This window comes from Aeromonas sp. R4-3 (assembly GCF_040908275.1).
Taxonomy (GTDB): domain Bacteria; phylum Pseudomonadota; class Gammaproteobacteria; order Enterobacterales; family Aeromonadaceae; genus Aeromonas; species Aeromonas rivipollensis.
On sequence record NZ_JBFODK010000056.1, the window covers coordinates 34,747 to 52,473 of the forward strand.

Genomic DNA, 17,727 nt, shown 5'->3' on the forward strand with positions numbered 1-17,727 from the left:
CTGCTGCTCTCATTTGAAGTAAAGGTTGGATTTTCTTGGCTTTTTTTATATGGGGCCCCGGGAACGGGGCCCTTAGTTATGTCAACAATGGACTTAGACTTGAGGTGAGCGAGTCGCTCGATTAACGCAGGGCTTTCATCTCACCGGCGATGATTTCGGCCAAGGGGCCCAGAATCACCTGCAGGTTCTGCTCACCGAGCTTGACCACACCGGCCGCGCCCAGGGCTTTGAGCTTGCGCTCATCGACGATGCTGCGATCCTTCAGGGTCAGACGCAGACGGGTGATGCAGGCATCTATGGTCACCAGGTTGTCCTGGCCACCCAGCACTTCCAGATACTGGCGAGCCAGCTCGGTGCGGTCGGTGGTCTGGGCCTGTACCGGCACGGCTTCGTCATCTTCACGACCCGGGGTTTTCAGGTTGAACTTGACGATAACGGCACGGAAGATGGCGTAGTAGAGACCGAAGAACACCAGGCCTTGTACCAGCAGCATGTACCACTGGGTCGCCAGCGGGTTGCGGCTGGAGAGCACCATATCCACCAGACCGGCACTGAAACCGAAACCGGCGATCCAGTGCATGCTGGAGGCGATGAACACGGACAGGCCGGTCAGCAATGCGTGGATGACGTAGAGCACAGGCGCCACGAACATGAAGGAGAACTCGAGCGGCTCGGTCACCCCGGTGAAGAAGGCGGCAAAGGCGGCTGCGATCATGATGGAGGCAACTTTCTCTTTGTGCTCTTTCTTCGCGCTGTGGTAGATGGCCAGTGCTGCACCCGGCAGACCGAACATCATGATGGGGAAGAAGCCAGCCTGGTACATGCCGGTCACGCCCACGACAGCCTTGCCGGCGTCGATGGAGGATTGGCCACCCAGGAAGTTCGGGATGTCGTTGATGCCGGCCACGTCGAACCAGAACACCGAGTTCAGGGCGTGGTGCAGACCGACCGGGATCAGCAGACGGTTGAAGAAGGCGTAGATGCCGGCACCGGTGGAGCCCATGCTGACGATGGATTCACCGAAGTTCACCAGGCCACCATAGATAACCGGCCAGACGGCCATCAGGATGAAGGAGACAACGATCATGACAACGGAGGTCACGATCGGCACCAGACGACGGCCGGAGAAGAAGGCCAGCGCCTTGTGCAGCTCGACGCTGCTGAAGCGGTTGTACAGCTCAGCCGCGATGACACCGCAGAGGATGCCGACGAACTGGTTGCTGATCTTGGCAAAGGCTGCCGGCACCTGGTCGGCCGGGATACCCTTGATCTGGGCAACGGCGCCCGGGCTCAGCAATGTGGTGACCACCAGGAAGCCGACCAGACCGGCCAGCGCGGCGGAACCGTCTTTATCCTTGGACATGCCATAGGCAACACCCACGGCAAACAGCACGGGCATGCTGTCGATGATGGCGGCACCCGCCTTGATCAGGAAAGCTGCGACCGGACTTCCACCACCCCAGCCGTTCGGGTCAATCCAATAGCCAATCCCCATCAGGATCGCTGCGGCAGGCAATACCGCTACCGGCACCATCAGGGCACGGCCGATCTTTTGCAAATAACCGAGAATGTTCACGGTTCCTCTCCTTAGTTGATGTTTTTCTAGAAATTAAGTGCTTATCACGTTCGACGCATAAGCCATCAAGGCTTGATTGGCAGTCTATGTGTTTTATTTCGCTGCGCAAATTAATAAACCGGCTTTCGTGATCATTATCACTCAACAGAGATAAAGGTAGCGGATAGATGTGGCTTAGTTCGCAATCTTTATTTACGCTATAAAACAACTTGAATCCGTGTTTGGTCCCTTGCCGTCAATCCTGTGCGGCAACAGTACTGAGGTATAGAAAATGCGCCTGATCCCGTTGAAGTCTGCCAGCCAGGTGGGTCTCTGGTCTGCCCGTTACATCGTTGACCGCATCAATGCGTTCAAACCGACAGCCGACCGCCCCTTCGTGCTGGGCCTGCCCACCGGCGGCACGCCGCTGACGACCTACAAGCGCCTGATCGAGCTGCACAAGGCCGGCGAGGTGAGCTTCGAGCACGTGGTGACCTTCAACATGGATGAGTACGTGGGTCTGCCCAAGGAGCACCCGGAGAGCTACCACAGCTTCATGTACAACAACTTCTTCAATCACGTCGACATTCGCCCGGAAAACATCAACATCCTCAACGGCAATGCCGAGGATCTGGTGGCCGAGTGCAAGCGCTACGAGGACAAGATCAAGTCCTACGGCAGGATCAACCTCTTCATGGGCGGCGTCGGCAACGACGGCCACATCGCCTTCAACGAGCCGGCCTCTTCCCTGGCCTCCCGTACCCGGGTCAAGACCCTGACCGAGGACACCCGCATCGCCAACTCCCGCTTCTTCGGTGGCGACATGGAGCAGGTGCCCAAGCTGGCGCTGACCGTGGGCGTAGGCACCCTGATGGATGCCGAGGAGATCATGATCCTGGTGACTGGCCACGCCAAGGCCCTGGCCCTGCAGGCCGCGGTGGAAGGCTGCGTCAACCACATGTGGACCATCTCCACCCTGCAACTGCATCCCAAGGGCATGATGGTGTGCGACGAGCCCTCCACCATGGAGCTGAAAGTCAAGACGGTCCGTTACTTCCAGCAGTTGGAAGCCGCCAACATCGACCGCCTGTAAGGAGCCGTCATGTACGCACTGACTAATTGCACCCTCTATACCGGCAGCTGCGTGCTGACCGGCCACGGCGTACTGATCGAAGGCGACAAGATTGTCGCCATCTCCCACCTGGCCGAACTGCCAGCGGGCATTGAGCAGATTGATCTCAAGGGCGCCAACCTCAGCGCCGGCTTCATCGATGTCCAGCTCAACGGCTGCGGTGGCGTCATGTTCAATGGTCACATCACCATAGAGACCCTGGCCACCATGCAGGCGGCCAATCTCAAGTCCGGTACCACCAGCTTCCTGCCGACCCTGATCACCAGTCCGGATGCCGACATGAAGCTGGCGGTGGCGGTGACCCGCGACTACATGGCCGCCCGTCCGAACGAGGTGCTGGGGGTCCATCTGGAAGGGCCCTACACCAACCTCAAGCGCAAGGGCATACACCCGGCCGAGCAGATCCGTCAGCCCGTCGACGAGATGATCGATTTCTTCTGCGCCAACAGCGACGCCATCGCCAAGATCACCCTGGCGCCGGAGCGCAACAAGCCGGAGCACATCCGTCGCCTGGTGGAGGCCGGCATCCTGGTCTCAGCCGGTCACACCGCTGCCAGCTATGACCAGGCCATGGCCGGGTTTGACAACGGCATGCGCTTTGCCACCCACCTCTACAACGCCATGACCCCGACCCTCAACGGTCGCGAGCCTGGCGTGGTGGGCGCCATCTATGATCGCAAGGATGTCTATGCCGGTGTCATCGTCGACGGTCACCACGTGCACTGGGCCAACGTGCGCCTGGCACACAAGATCCTCGGCGAGAAACTGGTGCTGGTCACCGATGCCACCGCCGCGGCCGGTGCACCGGAAGGCTTTGAGCAGTTTGATTTTTGTGGCGCAACCGTCTATTTCCGCGATGGTCAGTGCGTCGATGAGAATGGTACACTCGGCGGCTCCGCCCTCACCATGATTGAAGGGGTGGAGAATCTGGTCAAACAGGTCGGATTACCGCTCGATGAAGCACTGAGAATGGCCACCCTTTACCCCGCTCGCGCCATTGGATGGGACTCACGTCTCGGTAGTATCCAGGTCGGAAAAATTGCCAACCTCACCGTCTTTGATCAGGCCTTCACGGTCTGCGGGACCGTGGTTAACGGACACTACACAACACAGTGACACTATGACTGGCGGACAAATAGCAAACGTAGATCTTATCAAGCAGGTGAACAGTGCCGTCGTCTATCGACTCATTGACCTGCAGGGGCCCATCTCGCGGGTCAAAATTGCCGAGTTGAGTCAGCTGGCCCCGGCCAGCGTGACCAAGATAACCCGGCAACTGATCGAGCATGGGCTGATCAGGGAGACGTCGCCCCAGGCGTCAACCGGCGGACGACGCGCCATCTCCCTGACCACCATCAAGCATCGCTTTCAGTTTGTCTCCGCCAAGCTTGGCCGCGGCTATCTGCAGCTCTCCCTGTATGATCTCGACGGCAAGGAGCTCGATCAGCACATCACCCAGGTGACAGAGATAGAGCAACAGCCCGTGGTCGACATGCTGCTGCGGGAGATTGGCGCCTTCATCGACGCCAATACCGAGCGCAGCCGCAACCTCATCAGCATAGCGCTCACCATGCCGGGCCTGGTCAATCCGGAATCCGGCATGGTCATCTATACCCCCACCTACCAGATCCGCAACCTGGGGCTCGCCAAGCTGCTGGAGCACCATTTCAACCTCCCCTGCTACGTGGGCAACGACACCCGCTCCCTGGCGCTGGCGGAGCACTTCTTCGGCGAGTCCCGCGACTGCATGGACTCCATCCTGGTGAGCGTGCACCAGGGCACCGGCTCCGGCATCATCACCAAGGGGCAGGTATTCCTCGGTCATAACCGCAACGTCGGCGAGATAGGCCACATCCAGGTCGAGCCCCTCGGCAAGCGCTGCCACTGCGGCAACTTCGGCTGCCTCGAGACCATAGCCTCCAACGAGGCCATCGTCGACAAGGTGAAGGAGCTCATCAGCCGCGGTCACCTGAGCTCGCTGCAGGAGAAGCACATCACTATCCAGGAGGTGTGCAAGGCCGCCGTGGCCGGTGACGAACTGGCCCGCAGCGTGATCGAGAACGTGGGAGAACACCTGGGCCGGGCCATCGCCATCACGGTCAACCTGTTCAACCCCCAGAAGGTGCTGATCGCCGGTGAAATCACCGCCGCCGAAGAGATCCTGATCCCGGCCATCCGTCGCTGCGTCGAGCACCAGTCCCTGCCAAGCTTCCACCGTGGCCTGCCCATAGTGAAGGCCCGCTTCCAGAACCAGCCCACCATAGGCGGCTTCGCCCTGGTGAAGCGCTCCCTGCTGGAGGGGGATCTGCTGCAGATCATCATGGAGCAGAAGTAAGGCCGCGCCTTGCATCAATAAAAACGGCAGCCAGTGGCTGCCGTTTTTTATGGTCTGTTTTCGCCGGTTTACCCCGCCCTACAGGGCTTGAACAGATCAAGCTTGCCATCATAGACCTGGGTCTGCACGTCCATGATGCCGAGCATGGTGCGGGGCAACAGGTTGTCGCGTTCGGTTAGCCTGACTCACCCCGCCCTACAGGGCTTGAACAGATCAAGCTTGCCGTCATAGACCTGGGTCTGCACGTCCATGATACCGAGCATCGAGTGGAACAGGTTGTCGTGGGAGAAGCGCTTGCTGCCCGCCTCCTGGCGCAGGCAATCCTGATTGAGCCCGCGATCCCGCTGCAACTGGGGAGAGAGCCAGGTCAGCAGGGGCACCCGGGTCTGATCGTCCGGGGCAAACTTGTAGGGAGTGCCGTGCAGGTAGAGCCCCAGCGCCCCCAGAGATTCCCCGTGATCCGACAGGTAGACCAACCCCACGTTGTACTGGCTCTCCAGGGTCTTGAGCTTGGCGATAAGCTGGGACAGCACCTTGTCGGTGTAGCGGATGGTGTTGTCATAGGTGTTGACCAGCTCCTCGTTGCTGCAGTTCTCGATGTCGCTGCGCGGGCAGTCCGGCAGGAAGACGCGATCCCCGGCCGGGTAGCGGCGATAGTAGGTCGGGCCATGGCTGCCCATCAGGTGGAAGGCCACCAGCTTGCTGCCCTGCTTGCCCTTCATCCCGGCGATCTGCCGATCCAGCCCCTGCAGCAAGACCTCGTCATAGCAGGAGTCCCCTTCACAGTATTCGGGGAAGGCCTTGGGCTCGATCTCCAGGGTGGGCACGTTATTGCATACCCCCTTGCAGCCGCCGTCGTTCTCCTTCCACAGCACAGAGACACCGGCGTGTTGCAGCACGTCCAGCAGGCCGTCCCTGGACTTGGCCAGGGTCTCGTCATAACCACGGCGCGTGAGGTTGGAGAACATGCAGGGCACCGAGACCGCGGTGGCGGTGCCACAGGATCGCACGTCCCTGAAGGAGACGAGATCCGGCTCCTTCATGGTGAAGCCGTTGGTCTGCTTCTGGTAGCCGTTGAGGGAGTAGTTCTGGCTGCGGGCAGTCTCCCCCACCACCAGGAACATCAGGGTCGGCTTGCCGCCCTTATCCACCACCCTGGCATCTGTGCCTATCGGCTGATAAGGGACAGGGGTGGCGAAGAGAATATCCCGGGCGTAGCGATAGAGACCGCGCACGTAGTTGGAGGGGACTATCTCTTTGACGATGGTATGGTTGTTGCGCCCAACCGAGGCGTAATCCTGGTAATAGAGGGCGGCGACGCCGACCAGGAACAGCAGGGAGAGGGCGATCCCCGCCAGACGCTGGGCCAGCCCCTTGTACCAGGGGGTTGGGTATTCGATCTTCAGCCACAAGAGGCCAAGCACCGGCAGCACGGCGGTCAGCAGGAACCAGAGCACCACTGAACCATTGAGGTAGGAGCTTGCCTCCCCGCTGTTGGTTTCGAGTATGTTCTGCACCATGCCCACATCGAAGATGATGCCGTATTTGAGCATGGCGTAGCTGACCAGGGAGGCGGTGACGATCAGGAAGGTGAAGAAAGGCTTGAGCAGATAGCGGAAGGTGAACGGCAGGAAGACCGCATTGAGGGCGGCGACCAGCACCAGGGGGATAGAGAGGGCAAACCCCGCCTTGACGTGCTCGAGGGCGCTGAGAATACGGTAAAAGTGCAGGAAAATGGGCCAGTTGAACACCAGTGCAAACAGCAGCACCAGCAACAGATTGACCTTCATCACTCCCAGAGTGAGGCGCATAAGAAGACTCCGACAAACCAATGATCTGGAGACCCTGCATGGGGGCTCCGTTGTGGGCATCCCTTTCACCCGTCTCTCTTCCCGAGCAGACAACGCGGTGATGGGCACTGCGGCCCGGATGCAATTTGATCCTAGAAAGGCAAACTTAAGCGGGCATTAAGGGAGGCAAAGCGAAGGAAATGGGGCCAGAGGAGAGTCAGTAAGATAAAAAAACGGCAGCCTGAGGCTGCCGTCTGGTATTTATCCCCAGTCAGGGGCTAGAGGCTGTGCGATCAGAGCAGCGCAGCCACTTCGTCGGAGATGGAGCCGTTGTGGTAGACCTCCTGAACGTCGTCCAGGTCTTCCAGCATGTCGATCAGACGCATCAGCTTGGGGGCGGTATCGGCGTCCAGCTCGGCTTCGGTGGAAGCGATCATGGTCACTTCGGCGCTCTGGGGCTTGAAGCCGGCGGCTTCCAGGCCATCGAGCACTGTGCCGAAATCGTTCGGGGTGGTGTAGACCTCGATGGAGCCATCCTCTTCGGTGACAACATCATCGGCGCCCGCTTCCAGGGCCGCGTCCATCAGGGCATCTTCGTCCACGCCCACGAAGGTCAGCAGACCCTTCTTGCTGAACAGGTAGGCCACCGAGCCGTCGGTGCCCAGGTTGCCGCCGCACTTGCTGAAGGCGTGACGCACTTCGGCCACGGTGCGGTTACGGTTGTCGGTCAGGCACTCCACCATGACGGCGGAGCCCGCCGGGCCGTAACCTTCATAAACGATGGTCTCGAGCTGCTCGCCATCGCCACCACCGGCGCCGCGCTGGATGGCACGGTTGATGGTGTCACGGGTCATGTTGCCGGTCAGGGCAGCCGCTACCGCCGCGCGCAGGCGCGGGTTGTTGGCGGGATCAGCATCACCGAGGCGAGCCGAGGTGGTGATTTCGCGGATCAGCTTGGTGAAGATCTTGCCACGCTTGGCGTCTTGCGCCGCCTTGCGGTGTTTGATGTTGGCCCATTTGCTGTGACCTGCCATAAAAACTCTCCGTTATAATTTTGAAATCAATGGGATACGGGTCGCATGGCGACCCGTTCTTCAATCTTCTCAGGCGTCAGCCTTGGCATCGGCCTTGGCAACGGTGGCGATGGCCAGCTCGGTCAGCTGGGCCTGGTTGGCGAAGCTGGGAGCATCCGTCATCAGGCAGGCCGCTGCCGTGGTTTTCGGGAAGGCGATCACGTCCCGGATGTTGTCGGTACCGGTCAGCAGCATGCTGAGGCGGTCCAGACCGAAGGCCAGACCGGCGTGGGGCGGGGTGCCGTATTTCAGGGCATCCAGCAGGAAGCCGAACTTCAGGCGCTGCTCGTCCGGGGTGATGCCCAGGATGTCGAACACGGTGGACTGCATCTCGCTGTTGTGGATACGCACAGAACCGCCGCCCACTTCGTAGCCGTTGATCACCATGTCGTAGGCGTTGGCATAAGCACTCACCGGGTTGGCTTTCAGCTCGGCCGGGCCCAGGTTGCTCGGGGCGGTGAAGGGGTGGTGCATGGCAGCCAGGCCACCTTCGCCATCTTCCTCGAACATGGGGAAGTCGATGACCCAGAGCGGCTTCCAGACGTTCTCCACCAGACCCAGATCGCGGCCCACCTTCAGGCGCAGGGCGCCCATGGCGTCGCACACCACCTTCTTGCTGTCGGCGCCGAAGAACAGGATGTCGCCGTCGGCGGCACCGGTACGGGCCAGGATCTCGCGCACTATCTCGTCGGACAGGAACTTGGCCACCGGGGACTGGACGCCCTCGAGGCCGTTGGCGGCGGCGTTGACCTTCATCCAGGCCAGACCCTTGGCACCGTAGATGCCGACGAACTTGGTGTATTCGTCGATCTGCTTGCGAGACAGCTCGGCGCCGCCCGGGACTTTCAAGGCAGCCACGCGGCCTTTGGGGTCGTTGGCGGGGCCGGCGAACACGGCAAACTCAACGGCGGTCAGCAGATCGGCCACATCCACCAGCTCCATGGGCAGGCGCAGGTCCGGCTTGTCGGAGCCGAAGCGGCGCATGGCCTCGTCGAAGGTCATGATGGGGAAGTCGCCGAGATCCACGTTCAGGATGTGCATCCACAGCTTGCGGATCATCTCTTCCATGATTTCGCGCACTTGTGGCGCAGTCATGAAGGAGGTTTCCACGTCAATCTGGGTGAATTCTGGCTGGCGGTCGGCACGCAGGTCCTCGTCGCGGAAGCACTTGACGATCTGGTAGTAGCGATCGAAGCCGGACATCATCAGCAACTGCTTGAACAGCTGCGGGGACTGCGGCAGGGCGTAGAACTTGCCCTTGTGCACCCGGCTCGGCACCAGGTAGTCACGGGCCCCTTCCGGAGTCGCCTTGGTCAGCATGGGGGTCTCGATGTCGAGGAAGCCCTGCTCGTCCATGAAGCGACGCACGAAGGCGCTGGCCTTGGCACGGGTCTTCAGGTACTTGGCCATCTCGGGGCGACGCAGGTCCAGGTAGCGATACTTGAGGCTGACCTCTTCGCTGTTGACCTGGTTGAAGTCCAGCGGCAGCGGCTCGGCACGGTTGATGATGGTGAGCTCGTGGGCGAACACTTCGATGGCACCTGTGGCCATGTCGCTGTTGCGCTGGGAGTCCGGACGGGTACGCACCACGCCGGTCACCTGGATGCAGAACTCGCCGCGCAGCTCGGAGGCCAGGGCGAAGGCGTCCGGCTTGTCCGGGTCGAAGAAGACTTGCACGATCCCTTCCCGGTCGCGCATGTCGATAAAGATGAGGCCGCCGAGATCGCGACGACGGTGGACCCAACCGCACAATGTAATGGTCTGCCCGGCATGGGCCTCATTGACCTGTCCGCAATAGATAGAGCGCATGGACTTCTTCCTTCGAAATGGTAGAGAGACGGTTCACCTTGGGTCGCCGGGCACGACTGGCAAGCACCGTCTGTCTCACAGCTGGCCAGATCCTGGTTCTTACCCGGTTTGAAATCAGTCTCATATCATCCGGCTCCCCGAGCCGGATACTTGCCGCCAATGCCGGCTCGCGCCGAGTGGCCCCTTGAGGGGTCGACGCGCGAGGCGAGAACATCGGCAAGCGTCGTTGTCTGGCAACCTTGTGACCCCGGTCATCGCCACCTTAGGCGCACAACCCCGTGAGTCACAACGATTTGGCAAACAAAAGGGCTGGCATTATAGAGGAAAACCCCCATTTGGGTAAAATGGCCCGCAGCCTCCTTTGCCCTGTTTTTTGTTGTCCTGGCGCAAAAAGGGGAGCAAAACAGCATAAATCCGCAGACAGGAACCAACATGAGCCTCTATTTGGGTCTGCCCCAGTGGTCACACCCGGCCTGGCCCGGCCAGCTGCTGGGGGTGGGCGCCAAGCCTGCCGAACACCTCGCCCACTATGCCCGGGTGTTCAATACGGTGGAGGGCAACACCACCTTCTACGCCTCCCCCACCCCGGAAACGGTGCGCCGCTGGGCCGATGCGGTACCGCCCCAGTTTCGCTTCAGTTTCAAGTTCCCGCAGGCCATCAGCCACCAGAGCGATCTGGTGAGCGCAGGCAAGCAGGTGGCGGACTTCATCAGCCTGCTGGCGCCCCTGCACGAAAAGCTGGGGCTGCTCAAGCTGCAACTGCCCGCCCGCTTCGGCCCCGCCGGCCTGCCGCGCCTCGCCGCCTTCTTCGAGGGCTTGCCGCCGGATTTCACCTATGCCCTCGAGGTGCGCCACCCCGACTTCTTCGCCAAGGGGGAAGCCGAGCGCGCCCTGAACCGGCTGCTGATGGACAAGGGCATCAACCGCATCATGCTCGACAGCCGGCCGCTGTTCTCGGTGCCCGCCAGCCTCGCCGCAAAAAATGCGGCCCTCGTCGATGCCCAGGGCAAGAAGCCGCGCCTGCCGGTGCACCTGCTCGCCACGGCCAACAGCCCTGTGGTGCGCCTCATCGGCCTTCCTCATCCCGAGGACAATCACCCCTTTTTGCCCTCCTGGTTGCCCCATTGGAAACAATGGCTGGCAGAGGGGAAGGATCTCTACCTCTTTATCCATACCGCCGACAACGCCCGGGCCCCCGAATTGGCCCGTCAGGTCAGTCGGCTGCTCGGTCAGGAGATGGCTCCCTGGCCGGGGGAAAACGATCGCGCGCGCCAGGGCCTGCTGCCCTTTTAGCCGCTCCCTTCCCCGCCCCTGTTTCACCGCTAAAAAAAGCCGTTTTTTTGTGGCCCCACGGGGCTCGGCGTCAAGACAAACGCCCACCTTTCCTCTACACTACCGCCCCAAGTAAGGACCCGGACGCCCGCCATTGCATAGTGTTGCAGGCGACCGTCCGGCTCCCGGTAAAGGGCTCTGACCGCTGTCCATGGCAACACCTGCCGCAGACGGCTCATCCCCATAAAGGACCAGGATGATGGTCCATTGCGAACGGGGCGGGCCCGAAGGATCTCAAGGCCAGCCACCCCGTTCGTAAACCGGTGACGACCCGGACGGGCGTCACCCAACGACTCCATTGAACACACAGTCGGTTCGCGCACCGGCTGTCAGGTTGCGCCAGCATGCACGATCAGATTTTTGCCGCCCCCATCGCCCAATTGGGGGATTTTTGCTTTGACGAACAGGTCGTCGATGTCTTCCCCGACATGATCCAGCGCTCTGTGCCGGGTTACAGCAACATCATCTCCGCCATCGGCATGATGGCCGCCCGCTACGCCCAGCCCCAGAGCCGCCTGTACGATCTTGGCTGCTCCCTTGGCGCCGCGACCCAGGCGATGCGCCGCCATGTCAACCAGCCCGGCTGCCAGATCACGGCGGTGGATCTCTCCCACCCCATGATAGAGCGCGCCCGCGCCCATCTTTCGGGCTTCAAGTCCGAGGTGCCGGTGGAGCTGGTGGAGGCGGACATCTGCGACATCGCCATCGAGAACGCCTCAGTGGTGGTGCTCAACTTCACCCTGCAGTTCGTCGCCCCCGAGAAACGGGCCGCCCTCATCCAGCGCATCCATGACGGCCTGCGCCCCGGTGGCATCCTGATCCTGAGCGAGAAGTTCCGCTTCGAGGATGCCCAGGTCAACGAACTGCTCATCGACTTACATCTGGACTTCAAGCGGGCCAACGGCTATAGCGAGCTGGAGATCAGCCAGAAGCGCACGGCGCTGGAAAACGTGATGCGCACCGACAGCCTGGAGACCCACCGCGCCCGCCTGCGAGACGCCGGTTTCACTCACCAGGATCTCTGGTTCCAGTGCTTCAACTTCGGCTCCATGATTGCCATCAAATCAAGCGACGCCCAGCCATGATCGATTTCGCCAACTTTTATCAACTGATCGCCAAGAACCGGCTGAGCCACTGGCTGCATACCCTGCCCGCCCAGCTGCACGCCTGGCAGCACGACAACCTGCACGGGGATCTGCCGCGCTGGAACCGTGCCCTCAACAAGCTGCCCACGGTCGCCCCAGGCCAGGTCGAGCTGAAAAGCCGGGTCGAGATCGGCAGCCTTGAGAGCATGAACGAGGGGGAGCGCAAGAAGACCGAGAGCCTGCTGCGCCACTTCATGCCCTGGCGCAAGGGGCCTTTTACCGTGCACGGCATCCACATCGACACCGAGTGGCGCTCCGACTGGAAGTGGGATCGGGTGCTGCCCCACATCAGCCCCCTCGAAGGCCGTTACGTGCTGGATGTGGGCTGCGGCAGCGGCTACCACCTCTGGCGCATGGTGGGGGAAGGGGCCAGGCTCGCGGTCGGCATAGACCCGAGCCCCCTCTTCCTCTGCCAGTTCGAGGCCATTCGCCACTTCGCCGGCAACGATCAACGGGCGCACTTGTTGCCGCTCGGCATCCAGGAGCTGCCGGAGCTGCGTGCCTTTGACACCGTCTTCTCCATGGGAGTGCTCTATCATCGCAAGTCCCCCATCGAACACATCGAACAGCTGCGCAACCAGCTCAAAGACGATGGGGAGCTGGTGCTGGAGACGCTGGTGATAGATGGCGACGAGCGGGAAGTGCTGGTGCCCACCGATCGCTACGGCAAGATGCGCAACGTCTGGTTCATCCCCTCCAGCGCGGCCCTCAAACTCTGGGTCGAGCGCTGCGGCTTCAGCGACGTGCGGATAGTGGACGAGAATATGACCAGCACCGACGAACAGCGTCGTACCGACTGGATGATTAACGAGTCCCTGAGTGACTATCTGGATCCCGATGATCCCGCACTCACGGTCGAAGGATACCCGGCACCCAAGCGTGCCGTACTGATCGCCAGAAAGGCCAAAGACTAGCCGATGGCGGCTGTGGAAGTTACACTGACCCAATTCCAGGAAGCACAGTTAAATGAATGACATGAAAAGCAAATTAAAAGGAATGACCCTGCTCTCCCTGCTCAGTCTCGGCGGGTGTGTCAGTATGGAAAAAGCGCCCCCTGTCCCGACCCTGACGCTGGCGGAGCTTCGCAACGAGATAAGCTTGAGCGAGCAACGCCTGCAAACATCCATGGAACAGCAACAGAAGCAGTATGTGCAGCAACAGCACCTGCTGGTTCAGCTCAACACCGATGTCACCAACATGAAAGAGTCCGTGAAGAAAGTCGACAGCAAGCTGGCTACCCTGCCACCCGAGCCCCCCAAACCCATGGCCATCCCGACCGAGAAGTGCCCGGCCCCGAGCCAGGGCCACACGGTCGACGGCAAGCTGCTGGTGGGTGAAGCCGAGTGGATCTGGGTCGATGCCGCCAACGATGCCTTCCAGGCACGGGTCGATACCGGCGCCACCACCTCCTCCATCAGCGCCCAGGAGATCACCATCTTCGAGCGCAACGGCAAGAACTGGGTGCGCTTCTTCCTGAGCCACCAGGAGATGGACGACAAGATCCAGATCGAGGCGCCCCTGGTGCGTCACGTGCGGGTGCGTCAGGCTTCTGCCGACGACCTCGACCGCCGTCCCGTGGTGCGCCTCACAGTGCGCATCGGCGACATGACCGAGAAGGCCGAGTTTACCCTCAAAGATCGCAGCGACATGACCTTCCCCGTGCTGCTGGGCCGTGAATTCTTGAAAGACATCGCCGTGGTCGACGTGGCCCGCGAGTATATCCAACCAAAACCCAAGCTCAAGGATGTAAAATAATCCATGGTTTCCCGTAAGCCGTTCTATCTGCTGGTCGCCCTGCTGTTCATTGTCGGCCTGGGAATGACGTTTTATCACCATGTCGCCCTGGACGTGCCCCTCACGCCGGGTGAAAAACGTCAGATCTGGTCTATCGAAGCCAAGCTCGAGTTCGAGGCGACAGGCGAGCCGGTGATCGCCTCCCTGGCCATTCCGGGCACCCAGCCCGGCTTCACCCTGATGAACGAGAATGCCGCGAGCCCGGGCTACGGCCTGTCGTTCGTGGAAAAAGACGGGGATGCCCGCGCCGAGTGGTCCATTCGCAGCGCCTCCGGCCGCCAGGAGCTCTACTACCGGGTCGACATGATGGCGGATGCCCATGCCAAGCCCGCCGCCAACCCCCTGCCGCCCGCCATCGAGAAGCAGATCGAGAGTGAGCCTTACGCCACCGCGATGAAGCAGATCCTCGAGCGCGCCCAGGAGCGTTCCGCCGACGGCTACACCCTGACCCGCGAGATCATCAAGGAGATCGAGAAGCAGGAACAGAACGCCGAGCTGCTCAAATCTCACAAGAGCCGCGCCAGCCTGATCGCCGAGCTGCTCAACAACGCCGAGGTGCCGGCGCGCGTGGTGCACGCCCTGAGCCTGGAAGACGGTCGCCGTCGTCAGGAGCTGGTGGACTACCTGCAGGTGTTCAACAGCCCGACCGACTACAAGCTGTTCAACCCGCAAACCGGCGAACAGGGGCAACCGGGCAACCTGCTGCTGTGGGAATACAACTCCGGCGCCCTGCTGGACGTCACCGGCGGTCACAACTCCCGCGTCACCTTCTCGATGATCGAGCAGGAGCAACCGGTGAACGTGGCCCTGGCGCAGAAGTTCGAAAAATCAGAGATGATGAACTTCTCCATCCACAGCCTGCCGCTGGAAGAGCAGGCCCTGTTCAAGGGGCTGCTGCTGATCCCGATCGGTGTGCTGATGGTGGTGTTCCTGCGGGTTCTGGTGGGGATCAAGACCTCGGGCACCTTCATGCCGGTGCTGATCGCGGTCGCCTTCATCCAGACTTCCCTGGTCACCGGTCTCATCGGCTTCCTGCTGATCGTCGGCACCGGCCTGGTGATCCGCTCCTACCTCTCAAGGCTCAACCTGCTGCTGGTGGCCCGAATATCGGCGATCATCATCATGGTGATCTCGATGATCGGCATCTTCTCGGCCTTTGCCTTCAAGCTGGGGCTGACCGACGGCATGAAGATCACCTTCTTCCCGATGATCATCCTCTCCTGGACCATAGAGCGGATGTCCATCCTATGGGAAGAAGAGGGCCCCAAAGAGGTGTTCCGTCAGGGTGGCGGCTCCCTGCTGGTGGCGGTCATCGCCTACCTGGCCATGGATAACGAGCTCATTCGTCACCTCACCTTCAACTTCCTCGGCCTGCAACTGGTGCTGATGGCGACCGTGCTGGTGATGGGTAACTACACCGGCTACAAGCTGAGCGAGCTCAAGCGCTTCAAGCCGCTGGTGGACGAGATGAAGTCCGGTGCCACCCCGGGTAAGGACAAGTAACAGATGTGGTTCTGGCAGAAATACACCAGTCCGTGGAGCCTGTCCCAAGCAGGCATCCTCGGCATGAACAAACGCAACCACTCCTACATCAGCCGCTACAACCCGCGTCGTCTCTACCCGCTGGTGGATGACAAGCTCAAGACCAAGCGCATAGCGCTGGATGCGGGGGTGACTGTGCCGGAACTCATCGGCACCATACGCGAGCAGCACGACGTGACCCGCATCACCGAGCTGGTGAAGGATTGGCCGGGCTTCTGCATCAAGCCGGCCCGCGGCTCGGGGGGCAAGGGGATACTGGTGATCCTGCGCCAGCAAGAGGGCAGCTTCTACAAGCCCAACGGCAGCGCCTCCACCGGTCAGGATCTGGAGCGCCATGTCTCCAACATACTGGCGGGGCTCTATTCCCTGGGCGGCAAGCCCGACGTGGCGCTGGTGGAAGGCCTCATCAACTTCGATGACGTGTTCGACGGCTACTCCTTCGAAGGGGTCCCCGATGCCCGGGTGATCATCTTCAAGGGCTTCCCCGTGATGGCCATGATGCGCCTCTCCACCGCCGCCTCGGACGGCAAGGCGAACCTGCACCAGGGCGCCGTGGGGGTGGGTCTGTGCCTGCGCACCGGTCGCGCCCTGCGGGCGGTGCAATTTGGCAACCCGCTGCGCCACCACCCGGACACAGGCCTGGATCTCTACGATCTCAAGGTGCCCCACTGGGATACCCTGCTGACCCTGGCCGCCTCCTGCTACGAGATGTCGGGTCTGGGCTACATCGGCACCGACATGGTGCTCGACAAGTTCCGCGGCCCCATGCTGCTGGAGCTCAACGCCCGTCCCGGTCTCGCCATCCAGATCGCCAACGGTCGCGGCCTGGTGCCCAACCTCAAGACCATAGAGAAGCTGGGTCAGGTCAAGATGAACGTGGAGCAGCGGGTCAACTTCGCCAAGGATCACTTCGGTATCTTCGACGAATAGCCTGCCCTCACACCTGCAAAAACGCGCCAATAGGCGCGTTTTTTTATGGCCGGCCATGGGCGGCCCCGCAAGATGCCGGGGAAGGCCGATCCCCGTCACATCCCATGGCAACCCCCCTTCAACGGGCTGGCACAAGGGGATAAGCTCCCATGGCAGCAGTTGCCGCGACGGGCAGGTGGATGGCGGGCTTATCCCCATCCGCTTGCCCCGCAATGCACAGACCCTGCCAGGAGGGCGCCTAATCTCGGCGACAAAGCAGTCTCTCGATGGTAGATTAATCAAATCAAATAGATAGCATCGATCGGGTTTCCCCTATGCAACGTTGGCCCAGCCTGAAACAGCTGCAGTATCTGGTCGCTCTGGACGAGCACAAGAATTTCAATCGCGCCGCCAAGGCCTGTCATGTCAGCCAGTCCACCCTGAGTACCGGGATCCAGACCCTGGAGGACATGATGAACCTGCAACTGGTGGAGCGTGACCACAAGAGCTTCATCATGACGCCGGTCGGCATGGAGATAGTGGCGCGAGCGCGCAACCTGCTCTCCGATGCCCGGGATCTGATGGAGCTCGGCCAGCAGCAGGGGGGCGTCATGCACGGCACAGTCCGCCTGGGTTGCATCCCCACCATAGCCCCCTTCCTGCTCAGCAAGCTGCTGCAGGTGTGCGGCAAGGCCTATCCGGAGCTGGAGCTGCTGCTGCGGGAAGACACCACCACCAATCTGCTCAAGCAGCTGGAGCAGGGGCAGCTCGACTTGCTGATCCTGGCGCTGCCGGTGGAGATAGGCGGCTTTCACAGCAAGACGGTGGGGCTGGATCCCTTCCATATGGTGATGCCGTCAGATATGGCTGCCACTTTGCACATGCCATTCGACTACAAGGAGCTGCCCAATCAGAGCATCTTCCTGCTGGAGCGGGAGCACTGCCTGACCGAGCACGCGGTGAGTGCCTGCCGGCTGCGGGACAAGAGCAAGATCAACCCCTTCGCCGCCACCAGTTTGCACACCCTGGTGCAGATGGTGGGCGCCGGCCTTGGCACCACCTTCCTGCCCCAGATGGCCATAGATGCAGGCATCCTCGACAACTCGGATCTGGTGGCCATCCCCCTGCCCGGGGAGAAGCCCTATCGCGAGATTGGCCTGGTGTGGCGCCCCAGCACCACCCGGGTGCAGACCTTCTACAAGATTGCCGAGCTGCTCACGCCGCTGATAAGTCCCAAGGCGGCGGACTGACGACTGGCTCGCCGGGGGCCCTTTCTCTGCCCTCGGCAAGTTTTTATGCTATCGCTGTTCA

The 17,727-nt window shown here is 61.3% G+C and carries 14 protein-coding genes; 10 read left to right on the top strand and 4 right to left on the bottom strand.

The annotated features are described in order from the left end of the window. Positions 1-121: 121 nt before the first annotated feature. On the bottom strand, positions 122-1,576 hold the full coding sequence (gene nagE / locus AB5Y91_RS18145) for an N-acetylglucosamine-specific PTS transporter subunit IIBC (RefSeq protein WP_106887386.1): 1,455 nt from the start codon (positions 1,574-1,576) through the stop codon (positions 122-124). A 271-nt stretch (positions 1,577-1,847) separates the two neighbouring features. On the opposite strand from nagE, the gene nagB reads away from it, so the two are divergent. The 3 genes from nagB to AB5Y91_RS18160 are packed head-to-tail and all read left to right on the top strand — an operon-like array spanning position 1,848 to position 5,022. Next, the gene (gene nagB, locus AB5Y91_RS18150; protein ID WP_025326350.1) at positions 1,848-2,648 is read left to right on the top strand and encodes a glucosamine-6-phosphate deaminase; all 801 of its coding nucleotides are present in this window, start codon (positions 1,848-1,850) and stop codon (positions 2,646-2,648) included. Positions 2,649-2,657: 9 nt separating this feature from the next. Beyond that, positions 2,658-3,803 (top strand): N-acetylglucosamine-6-phosphate deacetylase, encoded by a 1,146-nt coding sequence (gene nagA, locus AB5Y91_RS18155; protein WP_368170450.1) that lies wholly within the window; start codon positions 2,658-2,660, stop codon positions 3,801-3,803. 4 nt (positions 3,804-3,807) lie between these two features. Beyond that, the gene (locus tag AB5Y91_RS18160; protein ID WP_162519201.1) at positions 3,808-5,022 is read left to right on the top strand and encodes an ROK family protein; all 1,215 of its coding nucleotides are present in this window, start codon (positions 3,808-3,810) and stop codon (positions 5,020-5,022) included. A 185-nt stretch (positions 5,023-5,207) separates the two neighbouring features. Here AB5Y91_RS18160 and AB5Y91_RS18165 read toward each other — a convergent pair whose 3' ends face one another. The 3 genes from AB5Y91_RS18165 to aspS all read right to left on the bottom strand — a co-directional run bounded on the left by AB5Y91_RS18165 (position 5,208) and on the right by aspS (position 9,694). Next, on the bottom strand, positions 5,208-6,833 hold the full coding sequence (locus tag AB5Y91_RS18165) for a phosphoethanolamine transferase (protein ID WP_368170451.1): 1,626 nt from the start codon (positions 6,831-6,833) through the stop codon (positions 5,208-5,210). A gap of 272 nt (positions 6,834-7,105) precedes the next feature. Then, a complete protein-coding gene (locus AB5Y91_RS18170; RefSeq protein ID WP_005325689.1) occupies positions 7,106-7,846 on the bottom strand; it encodes a YebC/PmpR family DNA-binding transcriptional regulator in 741 nt (246 codons plus the stop codon). 69 nt (positions 7,847-7,915) lie between these two features. Beyond that, complete coding sequence (aspS, locus tag AB5Y91_RS18175; RefSeq protein WP_106887390.1) at positions 7,916-9,694, bottom strand: aspartate--tRNA ligase; 1,779 nt, start codon at positions 9,692-9,694, stop codon at positions 7,916-7,918. A 432-nt stretch (positions 9,695-10,126) separates the two neighbouring features. Here aspS and AB5Y91_RS18180 point away from each other — a divergent pair, with 432 nt between their 5' ends. The 7 genes from AB5Y91_RS18180 to AB5Y91_RS18210 all read left to right on the top strand — a co-directional run bounded on the left by AB5Y91_RS18180 (position 10,127) and on the right by AB5Y91_RS18210 (position 17,666). Next, complete coding sequence (locus AB5Y91_RS18180; RefSeq protein ID WP_368170452.1) at positions 10,127-10,987, top strand: DUF72 domain-containing protein; 861 nt, start codon at positions 10,127-10,129, stop codon at positions 10,985-10,987. A gap of 383 nt (positions 10,988-11,370) precedes the next feature. Further along, positions 11,371-12,111 carry a carboxy-S-adenosyl-L-methionine synthase CmoA gene (gene cmoA / locus AB5Y91_RS18185; RefSeq protein WP_171275751.1) on the top strand — a complete coding sequence of 247 codons (741 nt, stop codon included), beginning with the start codon at positions 11,371-11,373 and terminating at the stop codon, positions 12,109-12,111. Beyond that, positions 12,108-13,085, top strand: coding sequence for a tRNA 5-methoxyuridine(34)/uridine 5-oxyacetic acid(34) synthase CmoB (gene cmoB / locus AB5Y91_RS18190; protein WP_171275750.1), 978 nt, complete (start codon positions 12,108-12,110; stop codon positions 13,083-13,085). The genes cmoA and cmoB overlap by 4 nt, the downstream gene beginning before the upstream one ends. Before the next feature lie 82 nt (positions 13,086-13,167). After that, entirely contained in the window at positions 13,168-13,926 is a 759-nt protein-coding gene (locus AB5Y91_RS18195; protein ID WP_025326342.1) for an ATP-dependent zinc protease, read from the top strand. Between the two features lie 3 nt (positions 13,927-13,929). Then, positions 13,930-15,468 carry an inactive transglutaminase family protein gene (locus AB5Y91_RS18200; RefSeq protein ID WP_106887394.1) on the top strand — a complete coding sequence of 513 codons (1,539 nt, stop codon included), beginning with the start codon at positions 13,930-13,932 and terminating at the stop codon, positions 15,466-15,468. Positions 15,469-15,471: 3 nt separating this feature from the next. Next, on the top strand, positions 15,472-16,437 hold the full coding sequence (locus tag AB5Y91_RS18205; protein WP_106887395.1) for an alpha-L-glutamate ligase-like protein: 966 nt from the start codon (positions 15,472-15,474) through the stop codon (positions 16,435-16,437). A gap of 314 nt (positions 16,438-16,751) precedes the next feature. Beyond that, positions 16,752-17,666: a hydrogen peroxide-inducible genes activator gene (locus AB5Y91_RS18210; protein WP_163135960.1), complete on the top strand. Its 915-nt coding sequence runs from the start codon at positions 16,752-16,754 to the stop codon at positions 17,664-17,666. Positions 17,667-17,727: the final 61 nt, after the last annotated feature.

Bases quoted from the DNA above. Each gene is read 5' to 3' on its own strand.
- nagB (WP_025326350.1), top strand. From the start codon at position 1,848: ATGCGCCTGATCCCGTTGAAGTCTGCCAGCCAGGTGGGTCTCTGGTCT.
- nagA (WP_368170450.1), top strand. From the start codon at position 2,658: ATGTACGCACTGACTAATTGCACCCTCTATACCGGCAGCTGCGTGCTG.
- AB5Y91_RS18160 (WP_162519201.1), top strand. From the start codon at position 3,808: ATGACTGGCGGACAAATAGCAAACGTAGATCTTATCAAGCAGGTGAAC.
- AB5Y91_RS18165 (WP_368170451.1), bottom strand. From the start codon at position 6,833: ATGCGCCTCACTCTGGGAGTGATGAAGGTCAATCTGTTGCTGGTGCTG.
- AB5Y91_RS18170 (WP_005325689.1), bottom strand. From the start codon at position 7,846: ATGGCAGGTCACAGCAAATGGGCCAACATCAAACACCGCAAGGCGGCG.
- aspS (WP_106887390.1), bottom strand. From the start codon at position 9,694: ATGCGCTCTATCTATTGCGGACAGGTCAATGAGGCCCATGCCGGGCAG.
- AB5Y91_RS18180 (WP_368170452.1), top strand. From the start codon at position 10,127: ATGAGCCTCTATTTGGGTCTGCCCCAGTGGTCACACCCGGCCTGGCCC.
- cmoA (WP_171275751.1), top strand. From the start codon at position 11,371: ATGCACGATCAGATTTTTGCCGCCCCCATCGCCCAATTGGGGGATTTT.
- cmoB (WP_171275750.1), top strand. From the start codon at position 12,108: ATGATCGATTTCGCCAACTTTTATCAACTGATCGCCAAGAACCGGCTG.
- AB5Y91_RS18195 (WP_025326342.1), top strand. From the start codon at position 13,168: ATGACCCTGCTCTCCCTGCTCAGTCTCGGCGGGTGTGTCAGTATGGAA.
- AB5Y91_RS18200 (WP_106887394.1), top strand. From the start codon at position 13,930: ATGGTTTCCCGTAAGCCGTTCTATCTGCTGGTCGCCCTGCTGTTCATT.
- AB5Y91_RS18205 (WP_106887395.1), top strand. From the start codon at position 15,472: ATGTGGTTCTGGCAGAAATACACCAGTCCGTGGAGCCTGTCCCAAGCA.
- AB5Y91_RS18210 (WP_163135960.1), top strand. From the start codon at position 16,752: ATGCAACGTTGGCCCAGCCTGAAACAGCTGCAGTATCTGGTCGCTCTG.